This window comes from Streptomyces sp. NPDC051173 (genome assembly GCF_040689515.1).
Classification (GTDB): Bacteria; Actinomycetota; Actinomycetes; order Streptomycetales; family Streptomycetaceae; genus Streptomyces.
Window position 1 is genome coordinate 36,212 of record NZ_JBFBBD010000013.1, and the last position, 16,543, is coordinate 52,754.

Sequence of the window (16,543 nt, forward strand, 5' to 3'; positions counted from 1 at the left end):
CCGTCGGTTCCGGCCCGCCCCCGGCCTCAGCAAAGAATGCGGTCGCGCGCCGCGACCTGCGGCTGCTTGGATGCCACCATGCTCTCCGACCAGCTCGCCCAGCTCGAGGCGTACTACGACGCAGTCCCCCGCACCGGTGCGCGGGCCGAGGACTTCGGACCGCTGACCCTGTTCGTGCAGGAGGGCCGGGGCAGCTGGCCGTATTACGCCCGCCCGGCCTTCGGCGGGCCCGGCACCGTCGGCCCAGAGGACGTGGCCCGCGTCCGCGCGCGGCAGCGTGAACTGGGGGTGCCCGAGAGCTTGGAGTGGGTCGCCGAGACCACTCCGTCCCTCCGTACCGCTGCCGAAGCGGCCGGACTGGCCGTGCACGAACACCCGTTGATGGTGCTCGGCCCGGACGTACCCGGCCCCGTGACAGCTGAGGGCGTGACGGTCCGCACTGTCGGCCCGGACGACCCGATGCTCGCCGACGCACTCGCCGCCGCCCATCTCGCCTTCACCGAACCGGGCACCGGCATCGGTACCACGGGACCGGCACAGCTGGCCGAGAAAGCAGCCGCCCTGACCGATGACGGCTCGGTGGCACGTGTCGCGGCACGGATCAAGGACGGCGTATCCGTGCTCGCCGTCGCTCTGCGCGACGGTACGGTGCTGTGCTCGGGTCAGCACCAGCCCGTGGGCTCCGTCAGCGAGATCGTCGGCATCGGCACCCTGCCGACCGAACGACGGCGCGGTCTCGCCCTCGCGGTCACCGCGGCACTGGTGGCGGACGCCCGGCAACGCCTGGGCACAAAGACCGTCTTCCTCTCGGCAGGCGACGACGACGTGGCCCGCGTCTACACCCGGGCGGGCTTCCGCCGCATCGGCACCGCGCTGATCGCCGAACCGGCCGACCGCACCTGAGAAGTGCTCGGTGACCTTCTTCGCCGCAGGTTGACGAGCGCGGGCCAGCCGGTGATCTGGGCGAAGGCGTCGGCCATGCCGACCGGGGCCATCTCCTGTACCCCGCGCAGGTAGTTGGCGGTCCGGCTCACGTCCGGTGGGCGGCGTCGGTCTGCTCGCGCAGGATGTCGCCGTGGCCGGCGTGGCGGGCGAATTCCTGGATCATGAGCAGGTAGATCCATCGCAGGCTGACGGTGCCGAAGAGGGGATGCTGTCGGATGGCGTCGAGGTCGATGTCCGCGGCGATCGTTCGTGCGCGGGCGCTGGCGCGCTCGAATTCGGCGATCACGTCGGCCACCGTCTCGTCGTCACCGACCACGAAACTGGCCTCGCCCACCATCGCACCGTCGCATTCGGAGTCCGGCAACCCTGCCAAGACACGCTGGAACCAGTTCCGTTCAGCGAACGCGGCATGTTTGACCAGCCCGATAGGCGTCGTCATGGACGGGACGAGACGGCGGCGAGCCTCTGTCTCGGACAGACCGCTCACCGTGTCGATCAGCTCGGCCCGAGTGTGGTCGAGCATGTACTCCAGCAGTTGGCGCTCGGGGCCGTCGGTGGTGCGAGTCGGGTTCTTCATGGTGTGGTTCCTTTCGTAGGCAGCGTTCGAGTTCACGTATTCGGTGGATTGGGCTGTCGATGTTCTTGGCCGAACGCCGAGTCGAGGCGATGCTGCGCAGGTTCGGCATGGCGGGCGATGACGCCGGATCCGGTGAGCCAACCAATGGGCGGTGATGATTTCGCTTGCTTGCGGCACAAGGCGCCGAGTCGATCGGTTCGGTATGGAACACGGATCGGATACCGCAAGGGGTTCCTGGCCGAGAGGTGTGTCACCGACGGCCGGCAGCCCGACCGACGAGACCGGCTTCTTCCCGGACTTCACGTCCGGCCTGCCGCAGAGGTCCGTTGGGCTCAACTCCGTCTCGCCGACCGCCACGAGACCGGCTTGGTAGCCCGACGCTCCGCCCACGGTCGATGACGACAACGAGCAGGTCTGATCGAATCACCCTGCTCCGCACCGCACAACGCCGATGCGACTAACGCTCCGTCAACTGTAGCAGTTGACCGTGTGGATACGCTGCGGCAATCGTGGGACCCGGTTGGCCGGCCGACAGCCGTTCGAGGCGGTCCTGCTCCGCCCAGAGGGCGTCCCGGGCCGCGCAACCTACCGAGCGTTCATCTCGCCGCAGGTCAGCCATGCCCGTTGACTCTGCGGCCGATGACCAGTCGTCGGCCACCCCGGAACCTCACGTGCCCGCACCGTGGGATTGACGCGGATTCACACGACGACTACACCGTGCCATGCACATGCCGACACTGTCGCGGGAGGGAACTCTGTGAGGATCCACCCGAAACCGGCAGTCGCCGCCATGACGGCGCTGCTCGCTCTGGGAGCGACTCCGGCTCACGCGAGCGGGTCCAGGCCCGCCGCACCACCGTCGAACTGCAGCGACGGCCACTGGTGGCAAATGGACACCTGGCAGAACGGCGACTCCGGGTATTACCTGGACGGCGCTGGTGGCGGGCACGGCGCCGGTAAGGGCGCCAAAGTCATCACCTGGCCCCGCAACGGCACGATCAACCAGAGATGGTGCCCGCAATGAGCAGGTCCGTTGCACGGTGAGACCCGCGTACGCCGGTCGAGCGGGGCAGCCGGATCATCGGCCGCGCGGCCGGTGGTGACGTCGTCGCCGTCCTGGTGGCGCGCGTGGGGGAATCGAGTCACCCCAACTCACCGTCTTCGACCGCCTGTTGGATCCTTACCGCATCCGGTGACGGGACACTTCCAAAGATCACCGCTCCGCCACGGTCGGGCTCATGAGGCGGGTGTGATGACCAAGGTGCCGGCGACGCTGATGGACTTCAGGCCGGTGGGGCTGTTGCAGTCGGTGAGGTCGATCTTGGATCGGAGCGCGTCGATGGCCATGGTCCAGGTGGCGTCCTTGTACCGGCCCTCGGTGATCCCGCCGTTGAGGGGGGTCTGGGCACTGAGCAGGTCTCCGATGGGGCTCATGTTCCAGGTGTAGGCGCTGGTGGGCTGGTTGTCCTGGGCGTTCCAGGTGACGCTTTGCGATGTGCCGGGTTTGTTCGTGTAGCTGCCGACGGTGCAGGTCACGTTGTCGCCGACGCCTTCGGCGACGAAGTCGCCCATGGTCATGGCGGCATCGCCGGTGCACTTGCGCAGTGCGCCGTTCGGATCGCCGACCTTGGCCGTCACGCCGTTCTGCGGTGTGACGGCCAGGGCTGGAGAGAAGTTCATCGTCCATGTGTTGTCGCAGGTGATGACCGTGGGCGCACCCGCGGACGAGACGTCGTAGAGAGCGAGTGCCGTGAAGAGGGCGACGGCCGCAGCGACGGCCGGGAGCCGCCAGAGACGTTTCATAGGTCTGCTCCTTCGGGTGCATGGCGAGTGATCAGGAGTGCCCCGCCGCTGACCAGGAGCGCGGCGAGGGCATAGGCGGGGACAGCGGCGGGGGTGTGGAACCAGCCGGCTGCCTTGGTGGCCAGGAGGGTGGCGAGTGTGCTGCCCAGGAGGCCGGCCAGTTGATATCCGGTCGTCGTGCCGCTGAGCCTCAGGTGACTGGGGAAGAGCCCGGCGACGATGGCCGCCTGGGGCGCGTACATCGCCGCGAAGGCCATCAGCGCGAACAGGTACGCCACCACCAGGACCGGCAGCGAGCCGGTGCGGACCAAGGGAAGGAACCCGACGGCCCACACCGCTGTGGCCGCCGTGCCGACCAGGCAGACGCGACGCCGGCCGCAGCGGTCGGACAGGAGGCCGAAGAGAGGGATCATCACGATCAGGGCCAATGGGCTGAGGACCGTGAGGGCCAGCAGGGCGGTGAAGGGCACTCCCGCGACGTTGAGGAAGGTGAGGACGTAGCCGAACGAGAACGTGAACAGCGCGACGTCCGCACCCACTGCCACGGCCGCGGCGGTCAGCAGCCTGCCCCGATGGTCCTTCACCAGCTCGACGACCGGCCGCTTGCGGCAGGCTCCGGCCGAGGACAGCGCCCGGAAGACAGGGGTCTCCTCGATGCGCATGCGGGCCCACAGTCCCACGGCCACCAGCACCGCCGAGAACAGGAACGGCAGCCGCCAGCCCCAGGTCACGAACTGTTCAGGCGTCATCGACCCCGATACGGCCGTCATCGCGCCGAAGGCCAGCAGGTTCCCGGCCGGTGCCCCGGTCTGGGCCCAGCTGGAGACGCGTCCCCGGCGCTCCGGTGGGACGCATTCCAGTGAGACGACGGCTGCGGCTCCCCACGCGCCTCCGAGGCCGAGACCCTGGAGCATCCGTAGTGCCACCAGCAGCAGCGGGGCGGCGAGCCCGATCCGGTCGTACACGGGCAGCACACCGATCAGTCCGGTGGCGGCGCCGGTGAGCAGCAGGGTGGCCACCAGGACCGGGCGTCTGCCGTGACGGTCGCCGAGGTGGCCGCAGAGCACGCCGCCGACCGGGCGGGCCACGAGGCCGACCCCGTAGAGCCCCACGGACATGAGCGTGCCGGCGACAGGTGTCAGGTAGGGGAAGAACCGGTGGTTGAAGACCAGCACGGAGGCGCTGACATACAGGAAGAAGTCGTACCAGACCAATGTGGTGCCGATGAGGCTGACGGTGACGGAGCGGCGGGCATCACCAGAGGCGTCGGGGCTCACGTCCACCTCTCAGCAAGCGAGTCTTTATCGACAATTAGTCATGCTGTGTTCGGTCGTGGATGTTCGCAACGCGAGAGCTCCCAAGGAGGGAGGCCGCACCGGGGCTCCTGTCCCGCCGGCGCGCCCGCACGGTGCTCCGCTCGACCCAGAGGCCCGGATGGCCGCATCCGGCATGAGCCGGGTGGCGCCTGCGGCGTGCTGCTGGTCCACTCGTCGTGGCGGACCGCTGAAGGAGAGTCAGACCATGGAACACCGCATCGGAATCCTGGGGACGGGCGCGTTCCTTCCGCCAACGGTCCGCACGAATGCCGAGGTGGGAGCTCGTGCGGGGATCAGCCCGGAGTGGATTCTCGAACGTACCGGCGTGCGGCAGCGGCACATCGCGGGACCGGGCCAGGCGGCGTCGGACCTCGCCGCCGAGGCGGTCCGTGAGGCGCTCGACTGCGCCGGTATCGCAGCCGAGCAGCTGGACCTGCTGGTCCTGGCCACCTCCACGCCCGACGAACTGGGCCCCTCCACGGCGTGCCGGGTGCAGGCATCACTGGGCGCGCGGAAGGCCGTGGCCTTCGACGTCTCCGCGGCCTGCTCGGGCTGGCTCTTCGCCACGCGCGTCGCGCGCGACTGGCTCCTCGGCGACCCGGGCGCACAGTACGCCGCGGTCGTGGGCTGCGAGGTCTACTCGCCGTTCGTCGACACCGCGGACCGCCCCACGGCCGTGCTCTTCGCCGACGGAGCGGCGGCCACTGTCATGGGACCCGTATCCGCCGGTGAGGGTTTCGGGGCCATCACGCTCGGCTCCGACGGCCGCCGGGCCGGTGACGTCCTCATCCCGGCCGGTGGCAGCCGACGGCCGACCTCGGCCGCCACGCTCACCGACGGGGGGCACCACATCGTCATGGACGGGCGCGCCGTCCGCGACTTCATCGTGGACATCGTGCCCAGGGCCGTGGCGACCGCGCTCGAACAGGCGGACCTGACACTGGGAGAAGTGGATGTGGTGGTCACACACCAACCCAACCCTGTTCTGCTGCGCGGCGTAGGAGAGTCCTTGGGCATCGATCCGGACCGACTGGTGGTGATCGGCGACCAGGTGGGGAACATCGGCGCGGGATCGCTGCCGTTCGGCCTCGCCCACGCCGCGGCCGAGGGCCGGATCAAGGCGGGTGACCGGGTGCTGCTGGTCGGGTTCGGTGCCGGACTCACCTGGGGCAGCACGGTCCTGACGTGGAGCGGAACGACCAGACCCGCACGCAGCCCGCTCCCCGCGGGCGCGTACGTCCCGTAGCCCGGCCTGCGCCCGGCCGCACCGGTACGGGCGGCTGCGCGGATGAACTCAGCGCGCACGGGCCACCGTTCGCCTTCCCCCTTTCCGTCCGTCCGTGAGCCACGACCGCAGGCCTCGCACCTGCTCAGGAGAACGCCATGACCACACCTCGGATCCTGTGGGTGGTGGGGGAATCCTTCTCCCGCGCCACCGTCCACCCCCAGGTCGTCACCGCCGGAGAACTGCGCGACCGGCTCGCGTGGCACACTCCGGAGCCCGGCACTCGGCCCACTGTGGTGCCGGGCCTGGGCATCGACGAGAACACCTGGGCCGACCTGTGCGCGCGCATGGCCGAGACCGGTGCCGGTGCCCGCCCCGTGGACACCCACCACCCCCCGAGACCCGTCCCGCGCCATCGCGTACTCAAACACGCCCAGGACAACGTCCTCATCGGGGACGCCTGGGCCACCGACGGCCGTTTCGGCGCCCGCCTGACCGTGCCCAACGACACCGAGATGATCCGTGATCACACGGCCGATCAGCAGCACGTCCCCGGCATGCTGCTGATCGAGGCATGCACCCAGCTCATCACCTGGGCCGTCGCGGAACTCACCACGCCCCTTCCCGGCCACGGTGACCGCTACGCCGTGATGCACGGCCTGGAGACGGACTTCGAGAGGTTCGTCTTCCCGCTCCCCGCCGAACTCGACGGCACCTTGCGGATCACCGGGCCCCCCGAGGACCACCGCATCCCACTGGCAGCCGAGGTGACGGTCCGCCAGAGCGACCGCGTCTGCGTCAACTGCCGGGTGCGCCTGCACGCCTTCGACCCCGCACACATCTTCGCGGTCGAACACGCCCAGGCCACGCGCACCCTGGAGCGCTCGGCACACCCCGCCGCGCAGGCCGGGAAGCTCGACACCACCGTGCTGCCCGGCCCACCGGCCGACAGCCCGCTTCGTGTTGCGCCGGAAGCCCAGCGGGCCGCTCCGTGACGGACCCCGGTCCGGAGACGGCAGGACCCGCCTCGATGCGGCACCTGCTGCACGGCGACCGTCTGCGCCATCTGACCCGGCTCGACCGCCTGCTCGACCGGCCCTGCTTCGACCGGACTCCCCTGACCGGCTCGGCCGGTGCCCGGCACGAGCAGACGTACAGCAGGCTGCGTGCTCTCGGACTCGACGCGGGCGGCAGCCTCGCCCTGCACCGTGACCGGTCGCGCCTGCTCACCGCCCTGGAGTGGGCCGCGACCGTCGACCCCGGTCTCTTCCTCACGGCGCTGGTCCACTTCTCGGTCGTCACCTGCACGCTGGCCGAGCTCGGACGGCCCGGCGAGCACCTCGCGTCCCTCACCGAGGACCTCGACCGCATGGACGCCGTCGGCGGCATCCTCATCACCGAACTCGGCAACGGCAGCAGCCACCTCGCTCCGGCCACCGAGGCCCGCTACCACCACACCAGCCGCACCTTCACCCTCCACACCCCAGACCCCGAAGCGGCCAAGTTCATGGCGCCAGCCGGCTCATCCGGCCGGTCGAGGATCGCCGTGGTCTACGCCGGACTGCTCGTCGACGACCGCGCGCAGGGCGTCTTCCCCTTCGCCGTGCGCCTGCGGCATGGTGCCACCACAGCTCCCGGCGTCCGCATCACCCCGCTTCCACCCACGTCCCTCGTCCCGCTCGACTACGCCGTCATCAGCTTCGACGGCACCCCGGTCCCCTACGACGGCTGGCTGCGCGACAGCGCGGACATCACCGATGCCGGACGCTTCGAGGACCCCCTCGGAGGCAGCGGCCACCGGCTCGTCCGCTCCCTCCTGGCCTCCGCCCACGCCTCCGTCGGCGCGGCCACCGGTCAGGCCGCGGCCGCCCGGGCCGCCGTCGCCATCGCGCTGCGCTACTCCGGCGGGCGCACCACCATGGGACGGCTCGCGCCCAAGCTGCCGGTCCTGGAATACCGCACCCAGCAAGAGGCCCTCTACAGCGCCCTCGCCCGTGCCTACGCCGCGACGTTCCTGGTCAACGAGGAGCGCGAGCGCTTCGCACGAGGGGCGCACAGCAGGCCACCCGCCGCCGGCGACACCCCGCCCACCTGGGCCCCCTGGAGCGCGGCCCACCGCGATCTCGCCCTGGCCAAGGCATGGACCTCCCGCACTCTGGAACAGGTCGCCGCCGTGTGCCGGCAACGCTGCGGCGCACAGGGCGTGCTGTCCATGAACCGCATCACCGACTACGAGGACCTCGCACGGATCTTCCACGCGGCCGCGGGCGACACCCTGCTCATCCACCTCGACGCCGGCAAGTCGCTGCTGGCCGAACCCGCGCCGCCGGCAGCGGGGCTGCCGACCGGCCCCTTCGACGTGGCCGACCCCGGCACCGCCGTCAGCCTCGCCCGCCTTCGCGAAAGCCGCCTTCATACGGATCTGGCACGGCGGCTCGACGAGACCTCAAGTGCCGACAGCGGCCCCCGTCGTCATGCCTCCGATGAGTTCGCCGTGTGGAACCCTCTGCTCCCCGGGCTCGTCGACCTTGCCGTCGCCCATACCAAGCGGGTGGTTCTCGAACGGTTCCACCACCAGGCCGCCGCCCTGACGGGCTCCCCCGATGAGCCTGCCCTGGCCGCCTTGCACCAGCTCCTGAGCCTGGACAGCATCGAGGAGGATCTCGGCTGGCACCTCGAGCACTCCGACCTGACTCCGGACGAGGGCCGGCTCGTCCACAGCGCCCGTCCCCGCGCGCTCGCCGGCGTCCACGCCCACCTGCCCGCCCTCATCGACACCCTCGCGCTACCACCCGCACGCCTCGGCGCACCGATCGGACAGCCGAACTGGCTCCAGGCCGTCCTCGACTCCGCCCACCACGTCGGCCACTGAGCGTCCGTGCTATCCCAGCCCGGCCAGCTCGTGGTTGAGCTCCACGACATCGACGTGCGTCTGACCGAGAAACCCGAGGTCGTGGCCCTGCACATGGCGGGCGACGAGCGCGCGTACGCGTTCCGGGGCCAGGCCACGGGCCCTGGCCACGCGGGCCGCCTGCTCGTACGCGTAGGCCGGGGAGATGTCGGGGTCGAGACCGGAGCCGCTCGCTGTGAGGGCGTCGGCGGGTACCGATCGCGGGGTAGTGCCGTCGAAGGCAGCCACAGCCACGCGGCGTGCCTCGACGGTCGTGACCAGTTCGCGGTCGTTGGGGCCAAGGTTGGAGGCGTTGGAATCGGCCGGGTCGTACGGGCCCGCTCCTTTGCCCGCGTCGGCAGCCGAGGGGCGGGGCTGGAACCACTTGGGGTCGGGCCGCAGCGGCTCCCGGGGGTCGCCGGGGTGCTCCTTCGGGAGTGCGAAGTTCTGCCCCAAGAGGCTTGAGGCGACGGGCTTTCCGGCGTCCTCGACCATGGAGCCGTTCGCCTGCCGTGGGAACACGAGCTGCGCGATGCCGGTGACGGCCAGCGGATAGGCGATGCCTGTGACGGCGGTGAACACCAGAAGCATGCGCAGGGCGGACAGGTACCGCCGGAACACGGGCGGAAGATGGAGGAGCATGATGGTCGCCTTCTGTATGCCGTCAGCGGAGGCCGGGGACGAACTGCACGAGGAGGTCGATGAGTTTGATGCCGAGGAAGGGCAGGACGAGCCCGCCGAGCCCGTACAGCCAGATGTTCCGGCCGAGCAGTGCCGCCGCGGACGACGGGCGGTAGCGCACCCCGCGCAGGGCCAGCGGGATCAGCGCGACGATGATCAGTGCGTTGAAGATGATCGCGGAGGAGATCGCCGAGGTCGGGCTGTGCAGCCGCATGATGTTGAGCTTGTCCAGACCGGGATACACACTCGCGAACATCGCGGGGATGATCGCGAAGTATTTGGCGACGTCATTCGCGATGGAGAAAGTCGTCAGGGCACCGCGGGTCATGAGGAGCTGCTTGCCGATCTCGACGATCTCGACGAGCTTGGTCGGGTTGGAGTCCAGGTCCACCATGTTCCCGGCCTCCTTGGCGGCCGAGGTGCCGGTGTTCATGGCCACGCCCACGTCCGCCTGGGCCAGCGCGGGCGCGTCGTTGGTGCCGTCGCCCGTCATCGCGACGAGTTTGCCGCCGGCCTGCTCACGCTTGATGAGCGCCATCTTGTACTCGGGCGTCGCCTCCGCGAGGAAGTCGTCCACACCCGCCTCTTCCGCGATGGCCCTGGCCGTCAGCGGGTTGTCACCCGTGATCATGACGGTCTTGATGCCCATCCGGCGCAGCTCGTCGAACCGCTCGCGCATGCCCTCTTTGACGACGTCCTTGAGGTGGATGACACCCAGCACGCGAGCGCCGTCCTCGTCGGACACGGCCACTACGAGCGGGGTGCCGCCGCTCTCCGAGATCCGCTCGACGGTGTCGTGCACTTCGTCGCCCACCCTGCCGCCGGCATCCTCCACCCATCTGGTGACAGCGGCTGTCGCACCCTTGCGGATGCGGCGCCCGCCCACGTTCACACCACTCATCCGGGTCTGCGCGGTGAACGGCACGAACTCGGCCTGCGCCAGCTCCCCTTCGGTACGGGCTCGCAGCGCATGCCGCCGTTTCGTGAGGACGACGATGGAGCGGCCTTCGGGCGTCTCGTCGGCGAGCGAGGACAGCTGGGCGGCGTCCGCGAGTTCCTCGGCGCTCACCGTGCCCGTGGGCAGGAACTCGGCGGCTTGGCGGTTGCCGAGGGTGATGGTTCCGGTCTTGTCGAGCAGCAGGGTATTGACGTCCCCGGCCGCCTCGACGGCGCGCCCCGACAGGGCAAGCACATTGCGCTGGACGAGCCGGTCCATGCCGGCGATACCGATCGCGGACAGCAGCGCACCGATCGTCGTCGGGATCAGGGCGACGACGAGCGCGACGAGGACGACGATGCTCTGCTCGGCGCCGGCGAAGGTCGCGAACGGCTGCAGTGTGACGACCGCGATCAGGAAGACGATGGTCAGCGAGGCCAGCAGGACGTTCAGCGCGATCTCGTTCGGTGTCTTCTGCCGGGCCGCACCCTCGACGAGGGCGATCATCCGGTCGATGAAGGTCTCCCCCGGCCTGGAGGTGATCTTGACGACGATGCGGTCGGACAACACCTTCGTGCCGCCGGTGACCGCCGACCGGTCACCGCCCGACTCGCGGATCACCGGCGCGGACTCACCGGTGATCGCCGACTCGTCGACAGACGCGGCGCCTTCGACGACATCGCCGTCGCCGGGAATGATCTGCCCGGCCTCGACCACGACATGATCGCCCAACCGTAGTTCCACGGCGGGGACTTCCTCCTCCTGCAGCGAGGTGACACCCGGCCGCCATTCCATGACACGGCGGGCCGCCGTGTGTGTCCTCGTACGCCGCAGGGTGTCGGCCTGGGCCTTGCCCCGGCCTTCGGCCACCGCTTCGGAGAGGTTCGCGAAGACCGTGGTCAACCACAGCCAGACCGTGATGACCCACGCGAAGACGCCGGGATTCTTCACTGCCGAGAGCGTGGTGAGCACGGCGCCGACCTCGACGACGAACATCACGGGGTTGTGGACCATGACGCGTGGATCGAGTTTGCGTACGGCGTCCGGGAAGGAGGCCAGCAGCTGTCCGGGGTCCAGCAGCCCGCCCGAGACCCGGCGCGGCGGGCGCGGAGAGGGAGAGCCCTCCGGCCGTGCCGGAGGTTCGGCCATGGCGAGGGGCATCAGTGCAGCCCTTCCGCGAGGGGGCCCAGAGCCAGCGCCGGGAAGTAGGTGAGGCCGACGACGATGAGGATCACGCCGGTCAGCAGGCCCACGAACTGCGGGCGGTGCGTGGGCAGCGTGCCCGCCGTGACCGGCACCGGCCGCTGCCGTGCCAGCGACCCGGCGAGCGCCAGGACGAACACCATGGGCAGGAACCGGCCGAAGATCATGGCCAGTCCCAGGGCCGCGTTGTACCAGACGGTGTTGGCCTGGAGCCCGGCGAAGGCGGAGCCGTTGTTGTTGGCGGCGGAGGTGAAAGCGTAGAGAACCTCGGAGAAGCCGTGCGGACCGGTATTGGTCATCGCGGCCCGCTCCCCCGGCAGGGCCATCGCGATACCGGCGCCCACCAGCACGATGGCGGGCGTGGTGAGGATGTAGAGGGAGGCGAACTTGATCTCGCGGCTGCCGAGCTTCTTCCCCAGGTATTCAGGCGTACGGCCGACCATGAGCCCGGCCACGAACACCGCGACGATCGCGAGGACGAGAATTCCGTAGAGGCCGGACCCAGTACCTCCGGGGGCGATCTCGCCCAGCATCATGTTGAAGATCAACAGTCCGCCGCCGCCCGGCGAGTACGAGTCGTGGAAGGAATTGACCGCACCGCAGGAGGTCAGTGTGGTGGACACGGCGAACAGCGCGGAAGCCCAGATACCGAACCGCTGCTCTTTGCCTTCCATCATCGCGCCTGCCGCATGGCCCGCGGAACTGCTCACGATGTGGAGCTCGTTGGCGGTCACCAAGGCCGCGGAGACCGTCCACAGCACAGCCATGACGGCGACGATCACATAACCCTGCCGCCGGTCGCCGACCAAGGTGCCGAAGGTGCGCGGCAGCGAGAACGAGATCACCAGCAGCAGATAGATCTCCACGATGTTGGTGAAGGCAGTGGGGTTCTCGAAGGGATGAGCGGAGTTGGCGTTGTAGAAACCGCCGCCGTTGGTGCCCAGTTCCTTGATGGCCTCCTGTGAGGCGACAGGCCCGCCCGTGATGTCCTGGTGGGCACCGGCGATCGTGGTGACGGACTGGATACCGTGGAAATTCTGGATCACGCCGTTCGCCACGAGCACGATCGCGAAGACGAACGAGATCGGCAGGAGAACGCGCAGCACGATCCGGGTCAGGTCCACCCAGAAATTGCCGATCCGGTCCGTCCGCTTGCGGGTGAAGCCCCGGACGAGGGCGGCGACCACCGCGATGCCGACGGCCGCCGAGACGAAGTTCTGCACCGCGAGTCCCGCCATCTGCACCAGGTGGCCCATCGTCGACTCGCCTGCGTACGACTGCCAGTTGGTGTTGGTGACGAAGGAAGCGGCAGTGTTGAAGGACAGGTCGGGGGTGACCGGCTTCATGCCCAGTGACAGCAGCAGATGGTTCTGCAGCCGCTGGAACGCGTACAGGAACACCATCGACACCAGCGAGAACGCCAGCACGCTCCGCAGATACGCCGGCCAGGTCAGGTCGGCATCCGCGCCCACGCCCCCGACGCGATACATGACCCGCTCGACGCGCAGGTGCCTGCTGGATGTCAGGCAGCGGGCCATGTGGTCACCCAGCGGCCGGAAGGACAGGGCGAGAGCGACGACCAGCGCGAGGATCTGCAGCCAGCCCGCGAGGGTGTCGTTCATTCAGAACCTCTCCGGGAAGATCAGACAGAGCACCAGGTAGAGGATCAGGCACGCGGCCACGACGAGGCCGATGACGTTCTCCGCGCTCACAGTCGCTCAACCCCCTTGACTGCCAGAGAGATCAGCCCGAACGCCAGGAAGATGAGAACGACGAACGCCAGATCCGTCATGGGCGATGCACCCCATTGGTTCGTGAGGAGAATGTCGGAGAAAGGTTCTCGCCGGCCGGGAACGGGGCATGGGGAATCAACCCCGACCGGAGAGGATCACTTGAATCCGGTGCCGGTGGCGAAGCTCCCAGGACACCACCGGGGAAGAGTCCTTGACGCCCCTGATGACTGGCACCGGAACTTGATTGCGGCCTGCATCGCATGCAATGGGGTGTTCCGATCCACACCCGCACGGGCCAGGCTCCCTTGTCCATCACCGGTCACCCCGGTTCGGCGGATGGCACGCAGATCCCGCGTACAGCGTCATGGAAGCCTCACCTCAGGAGGCATGTCCGTTCCTTGACCGACCTGATGCTGCGGAACCGGATACCGCACCGATCGTGCCGCGTCCGGCCATGCAATCGGACATGTCCACGCGGATGCGCGACACATATCCTCCAATTGGACGTACGCATCCTGCTGAATGGTCGACCGGGATTGACCAACAGCCGGCACGCGGCGTGCGGCGGCTCACTCCCGGGACTCGAAAGCCGATTCCGGGCGACGGGCGGCCGTCGGGAGAACGAGCGTCACCGAGAAGGCCCTCCCGGCGATGTCGGCCGACGTCAGTGTGCCGCCCATGGCTTCGACGAGGTCTTTGGAGAGCCGTTGGGCGATGCTGTCGGCCCGTGCGCCGGGCGCCCCGGGAACGGGGGCGGTGCGGCGGGCATCCGCCTCCGCGGCCGGCTCACCGTCGCCGTCGGTCACGCGGACGGCCAGCCTGTCGGGCAGGGGCTCGGCCGCGAGAACGGGCGGGCAGGCGGGTGGGCTGTGCCTCAGCGCGTCGGCCGCGAGAGCGGTCAGCGCGCGGGTGAGGAGAACCGCGTCGGCGATCATGTCCGGCAGGTCCTCCGGCAGGTCGAGGACGATCGTATGGCCGCCGGGGCCCAAGTCGTCCAAGGCTGTGGTCAATACCTCGCTGAGCTCGACCGGGCGGAGGCAGAGATCAAGCGCTCCGCCGTGCAAGCGGCTCAGGACATCGAGATCGGTGACGAGCCGTTCGGCGCGGTGCACCCACGACCGGGCGGCGTCCAGGAGCTGGACCTCCTCCCGAGCCAGGTACCCGGTGTGGTCACGCAACCGCCCGAGGGGCTCGTCGGCGGCCCCCAGGCAGGCCCGCAGGTCACGGCCCGCTCTGAGGAGCAGTGCTGCCCGGGTGCGCTCGGCGGCGATGTGTGTGTCCGTTTCGGCGGCCCGCCGGGCGAGCCTGCCCTGGGTGTACGCCACCCCGAGCTGCGCGGCGCACGCGGCGAGGATCCGGTGGTCGTCGGCGCTCAAGCCGTGACCGCGAGCGGCCAACGTGAGGTCGTCGTCGACGGGACTTTCGAGGTCGGCCTCGTACGGCCGCTCGGGCGGCCGGTCGCCGGCGCTGGCGACGACGAACCAGCGCGGCGTCGTGGTGGCTTCCGGATCCCGTTCGAGCAGGCTGACCGCCACCAGGCCGAAGTTCTCCCGGATCTGCTCGACGAGCGCCGGCAGCTCCTGCCCGTGCATCATCGCCGCCGCCAGCCGGCTCAGTGCCCGGGCCTCCGATGTGGCACGGAGCGCTTGACATGTGCGTCCGGCGGCCGTACCCGCTGCCGTGCCGACCAGTACGGCCACGACGACGAAGACCACGAGCGCAAGGATCTCGTTTCCGTGTGTGACGTCCAGAGAGTGCACGGGTGAAGTGAAGAAGTAGTCGGCGAGCAGCCCTGCGGCGACCGCCGCGACGAGCGCGGGCCAGAGTCCGCCGACAAGGGCGACCACCACGACCGCGAGCAGATAGACCACCAGGTCGCTGGAGAGATCGAGGCGGTCGCGCAGCGCCGTAAGAACGAGCGTCAAGACCGGCAGCAGCACGGCGGTACCGGCCATCGCGAACCAGTACCGCCGTCGGCCCGTGCCCCGGACCGGATGCGGCAGCCGCATCAGGACGGACGATCCGGCGGCCTCCTCGTGCGTGACGATGTGCACGTCGATGGGTCCGGAGCCCCGGATCGTGCGCCTGCCCACACCCACCCGCAGCAGGGCCGAGAGCCTGCCCCGACGGCTCGCGCCCAGCACGATCTGGGTGACGTTCTCGGCTCGGGCGAACTCCAGCAGGGCTTCGACGACATCGTCCCCCGTGGTCTGGTGATAGCTGCCGCCCAGCGACTCCACGAGCGAGCGCTGGTCGTCCAGAGCCGCCGGGCTGCTCGCTGCGAGGCCGTCGCCCGGGACGACGTGGAGGGCAAGCAGTTCACTGCCGGGCGTCCGCGCGGTGATCCGGGCAGCACGGCGGATGAGGGTCTCCCCCTCCTGGCCGCCGGTGAGACCGACCAGAATGCGTTCCCGCGTCTCCCAGGGAGCGGAAATACCGTGCTCGGCACGGTAGCGCTGGAGTCCCTCCTCCACCCGGTCGGCGAGCCAGAGGAGGGCCAGCTCACGCAGAGCGGTGAGGTTCCCGACACGGAAGTAGTGCGTCAGGGATGCCTCGATACGGTCCGGTGGGTAGATGTCGCCGTGTGTCATGCGGCGGCGCAGGAGCTCCGGCGGGAGGTCCACCAGTTCGATCAAGTCGGCACGGCGGGCGACTTCGTCGGGGAGCGTCTCGTGCTGCTTGATGCCGGTGATCTGCTCGACCACGTCGTTGAGGGATTCGAGGTGCTGGACGTTGAGCGTGGTCACGACGTCGATGCCGGCACCCAGTAGTTCCTCCACGTCCTGCCACCGCTTGGCGTTGCGGCAGCCGGGCACATCGGTGTGGGCCAGCTCGTCCACCAGGACGATCTGAGGGTGTCGGGCCAGTACCGCGTCCAGGTCCATCTCCGTGAACGCCACTCCCCGGTGGACCAGCTCACGGCGTGGAACCGTCTCCAGCCCCTCGGCCATGGCCGCCGTCAACCGCCGCCCGTGGGGCTCGACGAGACCGACGACCACATCGGCGCCCTGGGAGCGCAGACGCTGCCCCTCGGCGAGCATGGCGTAGGTCTTCCCCACCCCGGGGGCGGCCCCGAGGTAGATCCGCAAACCTCCACGCGCCATCGACGGACTCCCACCGGCACTTCGTGATCAGGCCGTCCGGACTTCCATAGTGCTCCTGCCGACACAACAGCGCCGCGCGAGCCGCATTTGGCAACAGTTTCCGTTTTCATGCAGCGTGACCACACGCAC

Annotated in this window: 12 protein-coding genes; 4 read left to right on the forward strand and 8 right to left on the reverse strand. The window is 69.5% G+C overall.

The window, feature by feature from the left end:
• Positions 1–78 precede the first annotated feature (78 nt).
• The gene (locus AB0435_RS10590) at positions 79–903 is read left to right on the forward strand and encodes a GNAT family N-acetyltransferase (protein ID WP_366426689.1); all 825 of its coding nucleotides are present in this window, start codon (positions 79–81) and stop codon (positions 901–903) included.
• A gap of 127 nt (positions 904–1,030) precedes the next feature.
• On the opposite strand, the gene AB0435_RS10595 is transcribed toward AB0435_RS10590, so the two are convergent.
• The 3 genes from AB0435_RS10595 to AB0435_RS10605 form a co-directional block, all read right to left on the reverse strand.
• On the reverse strand, positions 1,031–1,522 hold the full coding sequence (locus tag AB0435_RS10595) for a DinB family protein (RefSeq protein ID WP_366426690.1): 492 nt from the start codon (positions 1,520–1,522) through the stop codon (positions 1,031–1,033).
• 1,236 nt (positions 1,523–2,758) lie between these two features.
• Complete coding sequence (locus AB0435_RS10600) at positions 2,759–3,325, reverse strand: hypothetical protein (protein WP_366426691.1); 567 nt, start codon at positions 3,323–3,325, stop codon at positions 2,759–2,761.
• Positions 3,322–4,602, reverse strand: coding sequence for an MFS transporter (locus AB0435_RS10605; RefSeq protein ID WP_366004381.1), 1,281 nt, complete (start codon positions 4,600–4,602; stop codon positions 3,322–3,324). The genes AB0435_RS10600 and AB0435_RS10605 overlap by 4 nt, the downstream gene beginning before the upstream one ends.
• Before the next feature lie 244 nt (positions 4,603–4,846).
• On the opposite strand from AB0435_RS10605, the gene AB0435_RS10610 reads away from it, so the two are divergent.
• The 3 genes from AB0435_RS10610 (at position 4,847) to AB0435_RS10620 (ending at position 8,738) form a co-directional block, all read left to right on the forward strand.
• Positions 4,847–5,887: a ketoacyl-ACP synthase III gene (locus AB0435_RS10610; protein WP_366426692.1), complete on the forward strand. Its 1,041-nt coding sequence runs from the start codon at positions 4,847–4,849 to the stop codon at positions 5,885–5,887.
• 137 nt (positions 5,888–6,024) lie between these two features.
• Positions 6,025–6,861 (forward strand): AfsA-related hotdog domain-containing protein, encoded by an 837-nt coding sequence (locus tag AB0435_RS10615; RefSeq protein WP_366004379.1) that lies wholly within the window; start codon positions 6,025–6,027, stop codon positions 6,859–6,861.
• 35 nt (positions 6,862–6,896) lie between these two features.
• Positions 6,897–8,738, forward strand: a complete 1,842-nt coding sequence (locus AB0435_RS10620; RefSeq protein ID WP_366426693.1) for an acyl-CoA dehydrogenase — start codon at positions 6,897–6,899, stop codon at positions 8,736–8,738.
• A 9-nt stretch (positions 8,739–8,747) separates the two neighbouring features.
• On the opposite strand, the gene kdpC is transcribed toward AB0435_RS10620, so the two are convergent.
• The 5 genes from kdpC to AB0435_RS10645 all read right to left on the reverse strand — a co-directional run bounded on the left by kdpC (position 8,748) and on the right by AB0435_RS10645 (position 16,414).
• The gene (gene kdpC, locus AB0435_RS10625) at positions 8,748–9,398 is read right to left on the reverse strand and encodes a potassium-transporting ATPase subunit KdpC (RefSeq protein WP_366004377.1); all 651 of its coding nucleotides are present in this window, start codon (positions 9,396–9,398) and stop codon (positions 8,748–8,750) included.
• 22 nt (positions 9,399–9,420) lie between these two features.
• On the reverse strand, positions 9,421–11,523 hold the full coding sequence (gene kdpB / locus AB0435_RS10630; protein WP_366426724.1) for a potassium-transporting ATPase subunit KdpB: 2,103 nt from the start codon (positions 11,521–11,523) through the stop codon (positions 9,421–9,423).
• 11 nt (positions 11,524–11,534) lie between these two features.
• On the reverse strand, positions 11,535–13,199 hold the full coding sequence (gene kdpA, locus AB0435_RS10635; RefSeq protein WP_366426694.1) for a potassium-transporting ATPase subunit KdpA: 1,665 nt from the start codon (positions 13,197–13,199) through the stop codon (positions 11,535–11,537).
• Positions 13,200–13,289 (reverse strand): potassium-transporting ATPase subunit F, encoded by a 90-nt coding sequence (locus AB0435_RS10640; protein WP_366004375.1) that lies wholly within the window; start codon positions 13,287–13,289, stop codon positions 13,200–13,202.
• Between the two features lie 590 nt (positions 13,290–13,879).
• Entirely contained in the window at positions 13,880–16,414 is a 2,535-nt protein-coding gene (locus AB0435_RS10645) for a DUF4118 domain-containing protein (RefSeq protein WP_366426695.1), read from the reverse strand.
• Between the last annotated feature and the right edge of the window lie 129 nt (positions 16,415–16,543).